Raw genomic sequence first — 14,785 nt, 5'->3', positions numbered from 1 at the left:
GCGCAGGCGATCGCGCCCGTGCAGCCGCCGCCGTCCCTGCCCGAGCTGCGGCAGCCGCCGGGCCCGGGCGGGCCGGCCATCCCGCTGCCGGGCACGGGCGGCACGGATGGCGGCATCGGCACCGGGTTCGGATCGCCGGGCACCTGGCGGTGACGCTCCCGCGCAACGGCGGCTGAGCCGGGCTCGTCATGGCGAAGATCGACGCGCGGCGGGCCCCGGGCGTGCTGGCGGATCCCGCCGGGTTCCGTGCCGTACTGCTGCATGGCGACGATGCCGGGCTGGTGCGCGAACGCGCGGAGGCGCTGGTGCGCACCGTGCTCGGCGGGCAGATGGACGATCCCTTCCGCCTGGCCGAGCTGAGCCGCGAAGAGGCGGCCCGTGCGGGGGTGCTCGCCGGCGAGGTGGCCGCGCTCGCCATGACCGGCGGGCGACGCGTCGTGCGTCTGCGTGAAGCGACCGATGCCCATGCCGGGCCGCTCAAGGACGCGCTGGCAACCCCGGGCGAAGCGCTGCTGGTGCTGGAGGGCGGGGAGCTGACGACGCGGTCCAAGCTGCGCGTGCTGGCCGAGGCCGAGACCGGGGTGGCGGTGATCGCCTGCTACCGCGAGCGCGGTGAGGAACTGGCTGCGACGCTCGGGCGGATGCTGAGGGAGGAAGGCGTCCAGGCCGACCCCGCGGCGCTGTCCTGGCTGGCCGGGCGTCTGGGCGAGGACCGGATGCAGACGCGGCGGGAGGTGGAGAAGCTGGCGCTGTATGTCGGCGCGGGCGGGCGCGTCGACGAGGAGGCCGTGCTGGCCTGCGGGGCGGAGGGCGCGGCGCTCGACCTGGACGAGGCGCTGATGGCGGCGACGGCGGGGGATGGCGCAACCGCAGACCGGGCGCTGGCGGCGGCCTTCGCGGAGGGCGCAAGCCCCGTCGCCGTGCTGCGCGCCGCCCTGCGGCATGTCCAGCGCCTGCACGAGGCGGCGGTGGCCGGCGGCGATGCCTCGGTGCTTCGGCCACCGGTCTTCTTCCGCCACAAGGCGGCCTTCGAGCGTGCGCTGCGGCTGTGGTCGCCGGCGGCGCTCGAGGCGGCCGGGACGGCGCTGCTCGAAGCGGAGAAGCGCACCAAGACCACGGCGTTCCGGGACGCCGATGTCATCATCGCCCGTGCCGCCCTGGCGGCGGTGGCGCGGCAGGCCCGGCGATAGGCCGAGGCGTTCTGGCGGTCGGGCTCAGCCGCCGGACAGCAGCCGGACCAGGCCGTCGAGCTGGTCGAGGTCGCGGTAGCGGATGACGACCTCGCCGCCCTTGCCCTGATGCTTCACCGACACGCGCAGGCCGAGCCGTTCGGTCAGGTCGCGTTCCAGGGCCGCGGCCTCCGGGTCGCGGTCAGTGCGGGCCGATGGCCCTGGCTTCGGCCGGGCCTGGGCGGCGGCCAGCGCCTCGGCCTGTCGCACGTTCAGCCCGCGGGCGACGATCAGCGCAGCCAGGCGCCCGGGATCCGCAGCGCCCACCAGGGTGCGTGCATGGCCAGCGGACAGGGTGCCGCCACGCACCATGTCGCGCACCTCCGCCGGCAGGGTGAGCAGGCGGAGCGTGTTGGCGACGTGGCTGCGGCTTTTCCCGACCGCCTGGCCGAGGCCTTCCTGCGTCAGGCCGAACTCCTCGAGGAGGCGGCGGTACCCCTCGGCCTCCTCCATCGCGTTGAGGTCCTGGCGTTGCAGGTTCTCGACCAGGCCTGCCGCCATGGCCTCCTGGTCGCCGAGGTCGCGGACGACGACCGGCACCTCGTGCAGTTGCGCCGCCTGGGCAGCGCGCCAGCGGCGCTCGCCACCGACGATCTCGTAGCTGCCGGGGCTGCCGGGTTTCGGCCTGGCCAGGATGGGCTGCAGGATGCCATGCGCGCGGATCGACTCCGCCAGTTCCTCCAGACTTGCCCTATCCATGCCGCCGCGCGGCTGGAACGGGCCGGGCTCCAGCGCCTCGACGGGCAGTGTGCGAAGGGTGGCGGCGTCCGGGGTGGCGGGCGCATCCGGGATCAGGGCCGACAGGCCGCGGCCAAGGCGGGAGGTCGGGGGCTTGCGGCTGGTGCTGCTCATGGCGTGCGCGCCCTTGCGCGCTCCCTTTTCAGGAATTCCGCCGCGAGCCGGACATAGGCCTGCGCGCCGGGCGAGCGGAAATCGTAGAGCAGGACGGGCAGCCCGTGGGAAGGCGCCTCGCTGACACGCACGTTGCGCGGGATCACGGTCTCGAACACCTTGTCCTTGAAGAAGCTGCGCACGTCGCTGGCGACCAGTTCAGAGAGGTTGTTCCGTCGGTCGGCCATGGTCAGCACGATGCCGTCCAATGCCAGGCGGGGGTTCAAGGCGCGGCGGACGCGGTCGATAGTCCGGGTGATCTGGCTGATGCCTTCCAGCGCGAAGAACTCGGTCTGCAGGGGCACGATCACGCCGTCCGCCGCGACCAGCGCGTTCAGCGTGATCAGGCCGAGCGAAGGTGGGCAGTCCAGGAAGACATAGTCGAAGCCGGCCAACGCCGCGGCGCCGACCTCGAGCGCCAGAGCCAGGCGGCGCTCCCGCGAGTCCATGCCGACCAGTTCGACCTCGGCCCCGGCGAGATCGGGATCGGCCGGCAGGATGGACAGGTTCCTGACTCCCGTCGGCCGGATCAACTCGGAGAGCGGACGGTTCTCCACCAGCAACGCGTAGCTTCCGGCCGCCCGGTCGCTGCGGGCGACGCCGAGCCCGGTGGAGGCGTTGCCCTGTGGATCCAGGTCAAGCAACAGGACCTGGTGATCCACGGCAAGCGCGGTGGCCAGGTTGATCGCGGTCGTGGTCTTCCCGACGCCGCCCTTCTGGTTGGCGAAGGCAAGGATCCGCGGTGCTGCGCGGTCAGGCGTCCGTGCCGGCACGTCGGATATCGCTCAGACGGAGGATGGTGGCAGTGGGGTCGGTCCGGCTGGCGAACCGTTCGACCTGCACTGTCCAGTGCGCGAGGGCGGCGGTCAACTCGGCCTCCGCGGTCCGGCCCTTCGGAAAGACGGCAACCCCGCCGGGCGCGAGCAGCCGTGCGGCGTGCGCCAGCAACTCAGCAAGGGGCGCCAGGGCCCGCGCGGTGACGACCGAGACGGGCGGCAGGCGCACAGCCTCGATCCGAAGCGGATGCACCTGGACCTGCGCGAGGCCGAGGCGGCCTGCGGCCTCCGTCAGGAAGGCGGCCTTGCGGCGATCCGCTTCGATCAGGTGCGTCGGGCGGCCGGTCGCGATGGCGAGGATGAGACCGGGAAAGCCCGCACCGCTGCCGAGATCGGCCATCGGACCGTCGCCGGGCGGCAACAGTGGCAGGAGCTGGAGGGAATCGGCGATGTGCCGCGTACGGATCGCTTCGGCGTCCCGATCGGCGACGAGATTGATCCGGCTGTTCCAGCGCAGCAGCAGATCCAGGAAGTCGTCCAGCCGCGCAGCGGCCTCCGGCAGGAGAGGGGGATCGGGCGGGAGTGGCAGCCGCCGCTCGTCCACACTCGGTTTCACGTGAAACACCTCAGCCTGCCGATGCGCGGCGGAGGTGGACGGCCAGCGCCGCGATGGCGGCCGGGGTGATGCCGGGGACACGCCCGGCACTGCCCAGTGTCGCAGGGCGTGCGCCGGCGAGCCGCTGCTGCATCTCCCGCGAGAGGCCGGGGACAGCGGCGAAATCGGTGCCCGCCGGGATCGCAAGCCGCTCCTCTCGCTCGATCAGGCGGCGCTCGGACTCCTGACGGCGGAGGTAGGGGGCGTAGAGCGCCTCCGCTTCAAGCTGCGTGGCGACGTCGGGCGGAAGGGCGGCCAGCCAGGGGAAGACACGCGCCGCCCCCGGCAGCCCGATCTCCGGCAGCGCGAGCAGGTCCAGCGGCGTGCGCCGCCGGCCGTCCTGCCGCACCGGCAGGCCGGCCGCGGCGATGGCGCTGGTCGTTGCGTCGTCCCGGCCGGCACGGGCGATCGCGTCGGCCACAGCGGCGGCAAAGGCAGCATGGCGGCGTGCGCGCTCTTCGCCGACGCAGCCCCAGGCGATGCCGCGGCCGGTCAGCCGCAGCCCGGCATTGTCGGCGCGCAGGCTCAGCCGGTGCTCGGCCCGGGCGGTGAGCATCCGGTACGGCTCCGACACCCCGTGCAGGACGAGGTCGTCAATCAGCACGCCGATATAGGCCTCGGCCCGGCCGAGAACCCGGTCGGGCCTGGTGCCGGCCGCGCGCATCGCCGCATTGAGCCCGGCCATCAGCCCCTGCGCGGCCGCTTCCTCGTATCCGGTCGTGCCGTTGATCTGCCCGGCCAGGAACAGTCCCTCGATGGCGCGGGTCTCGAGCGTGGGGTGGAGCGCGCGCGGGTCCACATGATCGTATTCGATCGCGTAGCCCGGCCGAAGAATCCGCGCGTGCTGCAGCCCCGGGATCGACGCGATCATCTCCGCCTGCAGGTCGGCCGGCAGGCTGGTGGAAATGCCGTTCGGATACACGGTGTCGTCGTCCAGCCCCTCCGGCTCGAGGAACACCTGGTGGCGATCCCGGTCCGCGAAGCGGACGACCTTGTCCTCGATGGATGGGCAGTAGCGCGGGCCGACGCCCTGGATGCGGCCGCCATAGACGGCGGTGCGGTGCAGATTGCCGCGGATCAGCGCATGGGTCGCCGGCGTGGTCCAGGTGATGCCGCAGGCAACCTGCGGATTGGTGATGCGGTCCGTCAGCCAGGAGAGGGGTTCAGGCGGCGAATCGCCGGGCTGCGAATCCACCGCGTCCCAGTCGATGCTGCGCCCGTCGAGACGGGGCGGCGTGCCTGTCTTCAGCCGCGCGAGGGGCAGGTCGAACCGCTCCAGCGCCCGGGCCAGCCCGACGGAGGGAGCGTCGCCGTGCCGTCCCGCCGGGATGCGCTGGTCTCCCAGGTGGATTTCGCCGCGCAGGAAGGTGCCGGTCGTGATCACCACGGCGCCGCAGCGGACGCGCCGCCCGCCGGCCGTGAGCACGGCGGCGATCCGCCCGGTCGCGTCGCGGTCCAGGTCCTCCGCGGCATCCGCAAGCAGGTCGAGGTTGCGCGTCGCGGCCAGCAGCCCCTGCATGGCCGCCCGATAGAGCCTGCGGTCGGCCTGGGCCCGGGGGCCACGCACGGCCGGGCCCTTGCTGCGGTTGAGCAGCTTGACATGAATGGCCGCCGCATCCGCGGCCCGTGCCATCAGGCCATCCAGCGCGTCGATCTCGCGGACCAGGTGGCCCTTGCCGATCCCGCCGATGGCGGGGTTGCAGGACATCTCCCCGATGGTGTCCAGGCGATGCGTCAGCAGCAACGTGCGCGCGCCGCAGCGCGCAGCGGCCGCTGCCGCCTCGCAGCCGGCGTGGCCGCCGCCGACCACGACGACGTCGTAGCTCAGGGTCCCAGTCATGCAGGGGGATATAGGCCGGCTACTTGCCGATGCAGAAGTCGGCGAAGACCAGGTCGAGGACATCTTCGACGCCGACACGCCCGGTCAGGCGCCCCAATGCCAGTACGGCACCGCGCAATGCCTCCGCCGCCAGTTCGGGCAAGGCGGCGTCGGTCGCCTCCTTGAGTCGCTCGGCTGCCTCGCCCAGCGCGGCACGGTGGCGGGCGCGCGTCAGCAGGGGCGTTTCGGTCAGGCCGGCGCGCTCTTGCGCCGCGACGGCCAGCGCCGCACGGAGCTTCGCCAGGCCAAGGCCGGTGACCGCGCTGGTGGGCAGCAGAGGCCGGCCATCGAGCATCGCCGCGGGGGCCGCGAGGTCGCACTTGCTGGCCACCAGCAGGGCGCCCGGATCTGCGGCGACGAGGCGTCGTGTCTCGGCATCGGGTGGAGCATCGGCGGGGAAGACGGCCACGACCAGGTCGGCGGCTTCGGCCCGCGCCCTGGCACGGCGCACGCCTTCCTGCTCGATCTCGTCGCCGGTCTGGCGCAGCCCGGCCGTATCGGCGACCACGAGCGGCACCCCATCCAGCTCGATCCGCCCCTCCACGATGTCCCGCGTGGTGCCCGGATGCGGAGAGACGATCGCGGCATCCCGCCCGACCAGGGCGTTCAGCAGGGAGGACTTGCCGGCATTGGGGGCGCCCAGGATCGCGACCGAGAGCCCCTCCCGGAGCCGTTCGCCGCGGCGGTTGTCGTCGAGATGACGGAGGATCTCGGCCCGCAGCGTTGCCGCGCCGTCCCGGGCGCGGTTCCCGAGGTCCGTCGGCAGGTCGTCCATCTCGAACTCGATGGCCGCCTCCTGGTGGGCAAGGAGGCGCGTCGCACGCGCCGTCCAATCCCCGTAGAGCCGGGACAGGGCTCCCTCGGCTTGGCGGAGAGCCTGGCGTCTCTGCGGCGCCGTTTCGGCGGCGATGAGGTCAGCGATCGCCTCGGCCTGGGTCAGGTCCAGCTTGCCGTGCAGGAAGGCCCGCCGGGTGAACTCGCCCGGATCGGCTGGCCGGCAGCCGAGTGCTGCCAGGGCGGCCGCCACGCCTGCGAATACCGCGGTGCCGCCATGCAGGTGCAGCTCCGCCGCATCCTCTCCGGTGTAGCTGCGCGGCGCGGGGAACCAGAGCACGAGCGCCTCGTCCAGGACCTCGCGGCTCGTCGGGTCGCGCAGGCGGCGCAGGCTTGCGACCCGCGGGGGCGGCAGGCCTCCCGCCAGGGACCTCACGACCTCGCCGCTGGCCGGTCCGGATAGGCGGAGCACGGCCACTGCGGCCTGGCCCGCGCCCGACGCCTTGGCGAAGACCGTGTCGTCAAGCCGGGTCATGCGCCACGCCGTGCCGGGCGCCGCCTCATGGGCGCGGCAGGCGTTTCACGTGAAACGACGGGTGAGGGCGGCCCACGGCCATGTCACGCCTTCGGCGGGATCACGTCCCGCTCCGTGAGCATCAGGTGCCGCGCCCGGCCGCCCTCGACCAGATGGGCGGCCAGGATGGCGTCGATGTCGTCACGCGTCTTGGCGCTGTACCAGACGCCTTCGGGATAGATCACCAGGGTCGGGCCGAACTCGCAGCGGTCCAGGCAGCCCGCCATGTTCACCCGGACGTCGCGCAGCCCGAGCTCCTTGGCCCGCGCCTTCATGTAGTCGCGCAGATCCTCGCTGCCCCGGGCGGCGCAGGAGCCGCGGCGATGCCCGTCCGGCCGCCGGTTGCAGCAGACGAAGACATGCGCCCGGAAATAGGCCGGCGGGTCGGCCGCATCGTAGCCGGGTGCGATGGAGGCGGGGGCGTCGGCCAAGACAGGCTCCGGGGTGTGACGGTCATCGGCATGTAGCGAGAGGCCGTCGCGCCTGCCAGGGTCGGCCCAGGCGTGACCGGAGGGCGCGGCGCATGAGGACACGCAGCTTCGCGGACCGGTCGGCTTGACGGATGGGGGCAGATTGTGGCGCATGGCGCGCCCTGGACCGCCGCGATGCCGCAACTCACCTGCCTGACCCCGCTCGGCGAGGTGACCGTCTCCGAAGAGGACGGCGCGATCGTGGCGCTTGACTGGGGCCGCGGCCGCGACCAGAGCCGCACACCCCTTCTAGGCAGGGCCGTGGCGCAGCTGCAGGACTATTTCGACAATCCCAGCGCCGGCTTCGACCTGCCCCTGGCCCCGCACGGGACCGCGTTCCAGCTGCGTGTCTGGCAGGTGCTTCGGACGATCCCGGCCGGCGACAGACGCAGCTATGGCGAGTTGGCGCGCGCGCTCGGCAGTTCCGCCCGGGCCGTCGGCCAGGCCAATGGGGCAAACCCGATCCCGATCATCATCCCGTGTCACCGCGTCCTTGCTGCCGGTGGCGCGCTTGGCGGCTATTCCGGCGGAGACGGCGCCGCCACGAAATCCTGGCTGCTGCGGCACGAGGAGCGGGCGCGCGGCGCCGCCCCCTCCGCCTCGGCGCAACCCGAACTCCCGCTCGGCATCGCCCGGGCTGGCCTTGCAGGAACCACCACCCCATGAACCACGCCATCCGCGTCCATGAATACGGCGGCCCCGAGGCTATGGTCTGGGAGGAGGTGCCCCTGCCGGCGCCTCGCCCCGGCGAGGCGCTGGTCCGCCACGCGGCGATCGGCCTGAACTACATCGACGTCTATTTCCGCACCGGCCTCTACAAGGCGCCGGCCCTGCCTGCGACGATCGGCATGGAAGCCGCCGGCGTGGTCGAGGCGGTTGGCGAGGGCGTGACCCATGTCGTGCCCGGCGACCGCGTGGCCTACGCCACCGCGCCGATCGGTGCCTATGCCGAGGCGCGGGCCATCAAGGCCGACCGCCTGGTGAAGCTGCCGGACGCGATCCCCTTCGACCAGGCAGCCGCCATGATGCTGCAGGGCATGACGGCCTGCTTCCTGCTGACCCGCACCTACAAGGTGCAGGCGGGCCAGACGATCCTGGTGCATGCCGCGGCCGGCGGCGTCGGGCTGATCATGGTGCAGTGGGCGAAGCACCTGGGCTGCACCGTGATCGGCTGCGTCAGCAGCGACGCGAAGGCCGAGCTCGTCCGCGCCCATGGGGCCGACCATGTGGTGGTGGGCACGGAGAGCCTGCCCGCGCGCGTGAAGGAGATCACCGGCGGCGCCATGCTGCCCGTGGTGTTCGACAGCGTCGGCCGGGACACCTTCATGACCTCGTTGGACTGCCTCGCGCCCTTCGGGATGATGGTGTCCTACGGCAACGCCTCCGGCCCGGTGTCCATCGCCGATATCGGCATCCTGGCGGCCAAGGGATCGCTCTATCTCACCCGGCCGACGCTCGCGACCTACACGGCCAAGCGCGAGGACCTGGACGCCTGCGCGACCGCGCTGTTCGACGTCGTCGCCAAGGGGGCGGTGAAGATCAACGTGAACCAGCGCTTCGCGCTGAAGGACGCGGCCGAGGCGCATCGCGCCCTCGAGGGGCGCCGCACAACGGGCAGCACCATCCTGCTGCCCTGAGGCGGAACGCCACCGGCCGAGACCGTCAGCGCGCGGCAGTTTCCGGCAGCAGGTAGCGGTAGCGATACAGCTCCGTCAGGCCGAGGCCGGCGTTCAGCGCCAGGGATGCCGCATTGCTGCAGGCCACCTGCGCGTAAGCGAAACGCGCACCCTGCTCCACGGCCCAGGCGCCGGCAGCCGCCATGACCCGCTGGCCGAGACCCCGGCGACGGAATTCCGGCCGCACGACCAGGTCGAACAGCCCTGCCAGCGGCCCGTCGGCGGTGACGAAGGCGCAGGCGGCCGGGATGCCCGCGCTTCGCAGCAGGATCCAGGCCGCCGGCACGCCGAGCAGCTCCGGCATGCGCGCCTTCTCTTCCCGTCGCGCGGGCACTTGGTGCTCCGCCGTCGCAAGCACCTCCATCCAGGGATCTGCCGGCCCGGCAAGGATCTCGCACGCAGGATCCGCCGCCGCGAAGCCGGATAGCAGGCCGCAGATGACGTGGCTTTCGTCGTGCGGCGCATAGCCGCGGCTGGTCAGCAGCCCGGCCAGGCCTGGCGGGTCCAGCGGCGTGGAGCGGAAGCGTGGCCGCAACCCGACGCGCGTGTAGAAGCCCTCGATGCGCGCGATGCGCGCCTCGAGCGCCGGATCGGGCGTGGGGTCCAGCGGACAGGCCGCATTGGCCCGCCCGGTGCCGCCCGCGAAACTCCGCAGCACGAATCCGCCGTCGAAGGCGATGCGCGGCGCCGGGACGGCAGTGAGCGTCGCGCGCTCGACCTCCAGCACGCCGGGCATGGCCCGCGTTGCGTCCGATGTCATGCCTCGGCGGCCAGCCTCACCATCGCCGCACGATAGGTCGCATCGAACAGCGCATCGAGCCCCGGATTCGCCCCGCGCAGCCCGATCGCCACGCGCCCGGCCCAGCCGACATACTCCACGCGCCGCGCATGGTCCCAACTGGCTGGCGGGCTCATCGCGATCGCGCGCAGGTTGGAGATCTTGTCGGCGAGCTTCACCATCTTCGCCGCCTGGCTCTTGGCCGACGCCTCCTTCACCTGAAGCGCCTTTCGGGTCTCCTTCGGCAGCGACTTGTCGTCCGTCGCCTCCGCGACGATGCAGGCGACCTGCTCGCCGAACTCGTCCACCAGGCGCTCATGCGTGATGGGATCCGGGTCGTCGCTGCTGTCCTCGACGGTGTCGTGCAGCAGGCCGGCGACCACGGCCTCCGGCGGGGCGCCATGTTCGGCCAGGATCTGCGCCACTTCCAGCACGTGGTTCACATAGGGCTCGCCCGACGCGCCCTTGCGGCGATGCGTCGCATGCACCCGCGCGGCGAAGACGGCCGCGCGCAGCATCATGGCGTCAGTTGAGTCCCGCATCGCCGGCGCCGAGGATCGCTGCCGGAAGCGCGCCAGCCTTGCATCCAGGGCATCCTGCGCCGAGACCGAGATCGCCGGGTCCACCATGTTGACGGAGATCCATTATCGTACCGCCTTGCCGGAAGGCCTTGCGACCATAGCCTAGTCGGGTTGTCCCAAAAAGCTAGAAACGGACCTGAAATTTCTGCTTATTGTTGGGGCGTCGGGTTGCGTCGCCCGATGGTTGCAACGGTGCCCGGCACAACCAGGGCGAGTGCGCCGCATGGTGACCAAGTCCCTCCGCGCATCAGCAACATGATTGCACGGGCGATCGATCCCTCGGTAGCGTCGCCATCGTGAACGACGCGCGAAACGCGATCAGATCGACGCCCCGCATGCCCGCGCCGCGCCGGCCTCCGCAGCCGCCGCCCCCGAAGCCGCGTGTCGAGACGGACCTCAAGACGCTGGCCGACGCCGCCAACGACGCGGCCAAGCGCGAGGCGGCGCAGTGGCTCTACTTCGTGACGATCATGATCACACTGGCGGCGCTCGTCGGCTCCACCACGCATCGCGTGCTGTTCCTCGAAGAGCCGGTGCGCGTGCCGTTTCTGGGCGTGGAACTGCCGCTGCTGGGCTTCTACGTGGTCGTGCCGTCAATCTTCGTCGTGCTGCACTTCTACACGCTGGCACAGCTTCGTCCGATGGCGCGCAAACTGCACGCGTTCCTGGACGAGCTGGACCGCCAGGCCGGCGACGATGCCGAGGCGCGCCAGCGGGCCCTGCAGCGTCTCGACAGCTTCTCCGTTGTCCAGTTGCTGGTGCTGGAGCGTTATGCGGCGCGCCGCTTCCAGGTGGCGCTGATGGCGTGGACGACCCTAGCCATTGCGCCCGTGCTGCTGCTGCTGTTCATCCAGCTCCGGTTCCTGCCCTATCAGGCCGAATGGATCACCTGGTGGCACCGGATCCTGCTGCTTGCGGATCTTCTGCTGATCTATCTGCTGTGGCCGAACCTCGCACCACGAAAGCGTCTCTGGGCCATCGCCCTGCCCCGCACCGCGGCCGCTGGCGTCGTTCTCCTGTTCTCCATCGTCATCGCGACGATCCCTGGGGAGGCCGCCGATCGCATCGCGCCCCGCCTGCCAGGCGTGCTGCCCGCGGTCTTCGCGGATCAGGCGGACCAGGCGCCGCTGCGCACCTTCTTCGCTCGGTTGGTCGGCCAGGTGGAGGGTCCGCCTGACCGGTATCGCGCACCCCGGCTACCAGCCGAGCCGGTCGCCGTGGGGCTGCGCCGCGCCCTGTTCGATGGCGAGGTGGATGCTGTCACGCAGCGTCCGGCCAGTCCCTTGTCGCGGCGCCTGGTGCTGCCCGACGAGGATTTCGTGCCGGAGGATGATGCGCGACTGGCCACGATGGCGCGCACGCGCGTGCTGCGCGGGCGAAACCTGCAATACGCCGTCCTGGATCGCGCCGACCTCCGCAAGGTGGACCTGACAGGCGCATCGCTACAGGGCGCCTCGCTGGTGCGGGCCCGGCTGCAAGGCGCCGTCCTGGAACGCGCGGCGCTTCAGGGCGCCAGGCTCGACGAAGCGCGGCTGGAGAACGCGCGGCTGGAACGAGCGCAGTTGCAGGGAGCCTCCCTGTTCCGCGCGCGCCTGCAAGGCGCAGATTTGGGTTCGGCGCGTCTGCTTGGGACGAAGCTCGATCAGGCGGACCTCGATGGCGCAGCCCTGGCATCGGCCCGCCTACAGGGCGCCTCGCTGGTCGGCGCCAGTCTCCGCGGCGCCGTACTGGCGGGCGCGGAGCTTCAGGGTGCAGGCCTTGGCGGTGCATCGTTGCAGGGTGCGCATTTGCCCGGTGCCCACCTCCAGGGCGCGGGGATCCATGGCGCCAATATCCAGGCCGCCTATGTCGTGGATGTCCGATTCTGGCGCGTGGAGGCGGACGTCGCGCCGGCAACCGCGGATGCGGTGATCATCCGGCCGAACTTCGACGGCACGCCGCCATGTCCGATGCCCAGCGGCTATCCGGCGCGCTGCGCGCCGGCGCGGTCGTGGGACGACTGGGTTGAGCTGTGGCTGCAGGAGATCCCGGCAGGACGGGCGCGCGACGAAGCGCGCGGTCGGTTCGGTCGGTTGGTTGGCTCGGTGCCGCATCCGTACGACAAGCCACCGCCCGATCTCATGGCAGATGCGGACCGACTCCGCCGGGAATGGGCCACGCGCCGGAACCCGGAGTCCACGGCCGTCACGCGCCGGGTCGGCGACCTGGCCTGCGCGGAGCCCGCGGTCGCCCGCGCCGTGCTGCAGCAGATCGATGTCTCGCTTCCGGCTGAAGGACCGGGGGCAGCGCGCTCGGCGCTCGCCGCGCGGCTTGCTGATCCGCAGCGGTGCCCGGCCGCGCGCGCACTGACCGAGGACGAACGTGCGCGCCTCGCCGAGATTGCCGAGGTCCGACCGTAATGTGACGGTGCGGGAGGGATGCGCGACCGGACCGGCCGCGCCGCCCCTCACGTATTCATCGCGTCGAAGAAGTCCTGGTTGGTCTTGCTGTACTTCAGCTTGTCCAGCAGGAACTCCATCGCGTCCTGGGTGCCCATCGGGTTCAGGATGCGGCGCAGAACCCACATCTTGGACAGCGACGCGCGATCCACCAGCAGCTCTTCCTTGCGGGTGCCGGACTTGGTGATGTCGATCGCGGGGAAGACGCGCTTGTCGGACAGCTTGCGGTCCAGGATGAGCTCCGAATTGCCGGTGCCCTTGAACTCCTCGAAGATCACCTCGTCCATGCGGCTGCCGGTATCGATCAGCGCGGTGGCGATGATGGTCAGGCTGCCGCCTTCCTCGATGTTGCGCGCCGCGCCGAAGAAGCGCTTCGGGCGCTGCAGCGCATTGGCGTCCACGCCGCCCGTCAGCACCTTGCCGGAGGACGGCACGACGCTGTTGTAGGCGCGGCCCAGGCGGGTGATCGAATCCAGCAGGATCACCACGTCGCGCTTGTGCTCGACCAGGCGCTTGGCCTTCTCCAGCACCATCTCCGTCACCTGGACGTGCCGCGTCGCCGGCTCATCAAACGTCGAGGCGACGACCTCGCCGCGCACGGTACGCGCCATGTCCGTCACTTCCTCCGGCCGCTCGTCGATCAGCAGGACGATGAGGAAGACCTCGGGGTGGTTCGCGGTGATGGACTTGGCGATGTTCTGCATCATCACCGTCTTGCCGGTGCGCGGCGGCGCCACGATCAGCGCGCGCTGGCCCATGCCGATGGGCGCGATCAGGTCGACGATGCGGTGGGTGTAGTCCTTGGTCGGGCCCTTCGCGACGCTCTCGACCTCGGCGTTCTCCATCTTGAGGCGGCGCGTCGGATACAGCGCGGTCAGGTTGTCGAAGTTGATGCGGTGGCGCAGCGCCTCGGGCGGCTCGAAGTTGACGTTGTCCACCTTGAGCAGCGCGAAGTAGCGCTCGCCGTCCTTCGGCGCGCGGATCTGGCCTTCCACCGTGTCGCCGGTGCGCAGGCCGAAGCGGCGCACCTGGGCGGGGGAGACGTAGATGTCGTCGGGGCCTGGCAGGTAGTTCGCCTGCGGGCTGCGCAGGAAGCCGAAGCCGTCCGACAGGATCTCCAGCGTGCCGTCGCCGTAGATCGCCTGCTCGTTGTCGGCCAGCGTCTTCAGGATCGCGAACATCATGTCCTGCTTGCGCAGCGAGGACGCGTTCTCGACCCCCACCTCCTCGGCGAAGGCGAGGAGCTCGGCCGGAGACTTGGCCTTGAGTTCGGAGAGATGCATGGGCGGTTGTGTCCGTCCTGCGCGCCCTGGACCGCGCGCGTCAGAGATATCGAGGATGACCCGGGCTGCGGCTGGACCGGACCGGCCGACACGCGGCTGGTCGCGAGGCCCTTGCCGTGCCGCGCGCCCCGGTTCTCGGGCATTGGACGCGGCGACCAGGGACTTGAAGGGAGGGATCGACAGCGCGACAGCCGGACGGGGCGTCCGTGCCGGATGCGTGCGACGCAGCCGATTGCCGGAAGGCGCGTGAACCTAAGGGCCCGGCGCGCGTCCCGTCAACCCGGAGGTGGCGTCCCGCGCGGGAATGTCAAGTCATGACGGCGCGGGAGCGCTGGGTCCGCGGCGTCTCCCGGCGCCGCCGGGACCGCGGCACCATCCCCCGCGGCTGCAGCGCGCCAGGCACCACCAGCTCGGCGCCCGCGGGGCCGGGAAGGACGACCAGTTCGCGGTCGTGGTGTCGGGCAAGCCCCGGACGATGCCCGATCGAGAGCAGCGCGGCCTCCGGCAGCTCCTCGGACAGCAGGGCGAACATGGCGGCCTGGTTCGCTTCGTCCAGGGCGGAGGTGGCCTCGTCCATGAAGATCCAGCGGGGCCGGTGCAGCAGCAGGCGCGCGAAGGCCAGGCGCTGCTGCTCGCCGAGCGACAGCACGCGGTCCCAGCGCGCCGCCTCGCCGAGCCGCCCGGCCAGGTGCGCGAGGTTGCAGCGGCCGAGCGCCGCGCGCAGCGCCTCCGCCGGGAAGGCATCGGCCGGCGCGGGGTAGCAGAGCGCCGCGGCCAGCGT

Annotated in this window: 14 protein-coding genes; 4 read left to right on the top strand and 10 right to left on the bottom strand. The window is 71.7% G+C overall.

What is annotated here, in order from left to right:
* The first annotated feature begins 188 nt into the window (after positions 1-188).
* Positions 189-1,190, top strand: a complete 1,002-nt coding sequence (gene holA / locus OZN99_RS12355; protein ID WP_270935543.1) for a DNA polymerase III subunit delta — start codon at positions 189-191, stop codon at positions 1,188-1,190.
* A 24-nt stretch (positions 1,191-1,214) separates the two neighbouring features.
* On the opposite strand, the gene OZN99_RS12350 is transcribed toward holA, so the two are convergent.
* The 6 genes from OZN99_RS12350 to OZN99_RS12325 all read right to left on the bottom strand — a co-directional run bounded on the left by OZN99_RS12350 (position 1,215) and on the right by OZN99_RS12325 (position 7,209).
* Positions 1,215-2,081: a ParB/RepB/Spo0J family partition protein gene (locus OZN99_RS12350; protein WP_270935542.1), complete on the bottom strand. Its 867-nt coding sequence runs from the start codon at positions 2,079-2,081 to the stop codon at positions 1,215-1,217.
* The gene (locus tag OZN99_RS12345; RefSeq protein ID WP_270935541.1) at positions 2,078-2,893 is read right to left on the bottom strand and encodes a ParA family protein; all 816 of its coding nucleotides are present in this window, start codon (positions 2,891-2,893) and stop codon (positions 2,078-2,080) included. Before OZN99_RS12345 ends, OZN99_RS12350 begins: the two co-directional genes overlap by 4 nt.
* The gene (gene rsmG, locus OZN99_RS12340; RefSeq protein WP_270935540.1) at positions 2,874-3,500 is read right to left on the bottom strand and encodes a 16S rRNA (guanine(527)-N(7))-methyltransferase RsmG; all 627 of its coding nucleotides are present in this window, start codon (positions 3,498-3,500) and stop codon (positions 2,874-2,876) included. Before rsmG ends, OZN99_RS12345 begins: the two co-directional genes overlap by 20 nt.
* Positions 3,501-3,522: 22 nt before the next feature.
* The gene (gene mnmG, locus OZN99_RS12335) at positions 3,523-5,391 is read right to left on the bottom strand and encodes a tRNA uridine-5-carboxymethylaminomethyl(34) synthesis enzyme MnmG (RefSeq protein ID WP_270935539.1); all 1,869 of its coding nucleotides are present in this window, start codon (positions 5,389-5,391) and stop codon (positions 3,523-3,525) included.
* Positions 5,392-5,410: 19 nt separating this feature from the next.
* Positions 5,411-6,739, bottom strand: a complete 1,329-nt coding sequence (gene mnmE, locus OZN99_RS12330; RefSeq protein ID WP_270935538.1) for a tRNA uridine-5-carboxymethylaminomethyl(34) synthesis GTPase MnmE — start codon at positions 6,737-6,739, stop codon at positions 5,411-5,413.
* 83 nt (positions 6,740-6,822) lie between these two features.
* On the bottom strand, positions 6,823-7,209 hold the full coding sequence (locus OZN99_RS12325) for a (2Fe-2S) ferredoxin domain-containing protein (RefSeq protein WP_270935537.1): 387 nt from the start codon (positions 7,207-7,209) through the stop codon (positions 6,823-6,825).
* Positions 7,210-7,383: 174 nt separating this feature from the next.
* Between OZN99_RS12325 and OZN99_RS12320 the strand changes: the two genes are divergently transcribed.
* On the top strand, positions 7,384-7,914 hold the full coding sequence (locus OZN99_RS12320; protein WP_270935535.1) for a methylated-DNA--[protein]-cysteine S-methyltransferase: 531 nt from the start codon (positions 7,384-7,386) through the stop codon (positions 7,912-7,914).
* Positions 7,911-8,885: a quinone oxidoreductase family protein gene (locus tag OZN99_RS12315; RefSeq protein ID WP_270935534.1), complete on the top strand. Its 975-nt coding sequence runs from the start codon at positions 7,911-7,913 to the stop codon at positions 8,883-8,885. Before OZN99_RS12320 ends, OZN99_RS12315 begins: the two co-directional genes overlap by 4 nt.
* A 25-nt stretch (positions 8,886-8,910) precedes the next feature.
* On the opposite strand, the gene OZN99_RS12310 is transcribed toward OZN99_RS12315, so the two are convergent.
* Positions 8,911-9,684, bottom strand: coding sequence for a GNAT family N-acetyltransferase (locus tag OZN99_RS12310; RefSeq protein ID WP_270935533.1), 774 nt, complete (start codon positions 9,682-9,684; stop codon positions 8,911-8,913).
* Positions 9,681-10,331 (bottom strand): HD domain-containing protein, encoded by a 651-nt coding sequence (locus tag OZN99_RS12305; protein ID WP_270935532.1) that lies wholly within the window; start codon positions 10,329-10,331, stop codon positions 9,681-9,683. The genes OZN99_RS12310 and OZN99_RS12305 overlap by 4 nt, the downstream gene beginning before the upstream one ends.
* 248 nt (positions 10,332-10,579) lie before the next feature.
* Here OZN99_RS12305 and OZN99_RS12300 point away from each other — a divergent pair, with 248 nt between their 5' ends.
* Positions 10,580-12,682, top strand: a complete 2,103-nt coding sequence (locus tag OZN99_RS12300; RefSeq protein WP_270935531.1) for a pentapeptide repeat-containing protein — start codon at positions 10,580-10,582, stop codon at positions 12,680-12,682.
* A gap of 47 nt (positions 12,683-12,729) precedes the next feature.
* On the opposite strand, the gene rho is transcribed toward OZN99_RS12300, so the two are convergent.
* Positions 12,730-14,004, bottom strand: a complete 1,275-nt coding sequence (gene rho, locus OZN99_RS12295; RefSeq protein WP_270935529.1) for a transcription termination factor Rho — start codon at positions 14,002-14,004, stop codon at positions 12,730-12,732.
* A gap of 307 nt (positions 14,005-14,311) precedes the next feature.
* On the bottom strand, positions 14,312-14,785 hold a 474-nt coding region (locus tag OZN99_RS12290; protein ID WP_270935528.1), incomplete at its 5' end, for an ATP-binding cassette domain-containing protein.

This window comes from Falsiroseomonas oryzae (assembly GCF_027856955.1).
Lineage (GTDB): Bacteria > Pseudomonadota > Alphaproteobacteria > Acetobacterales > Acetobacteraceae > Falsiroseomonas > Falsiroseomonas oryzae.
Note: the sequence above shows the minus strand (reverse complement) of the source record. Positions and strands in the feature narration are given on the sequence as shown.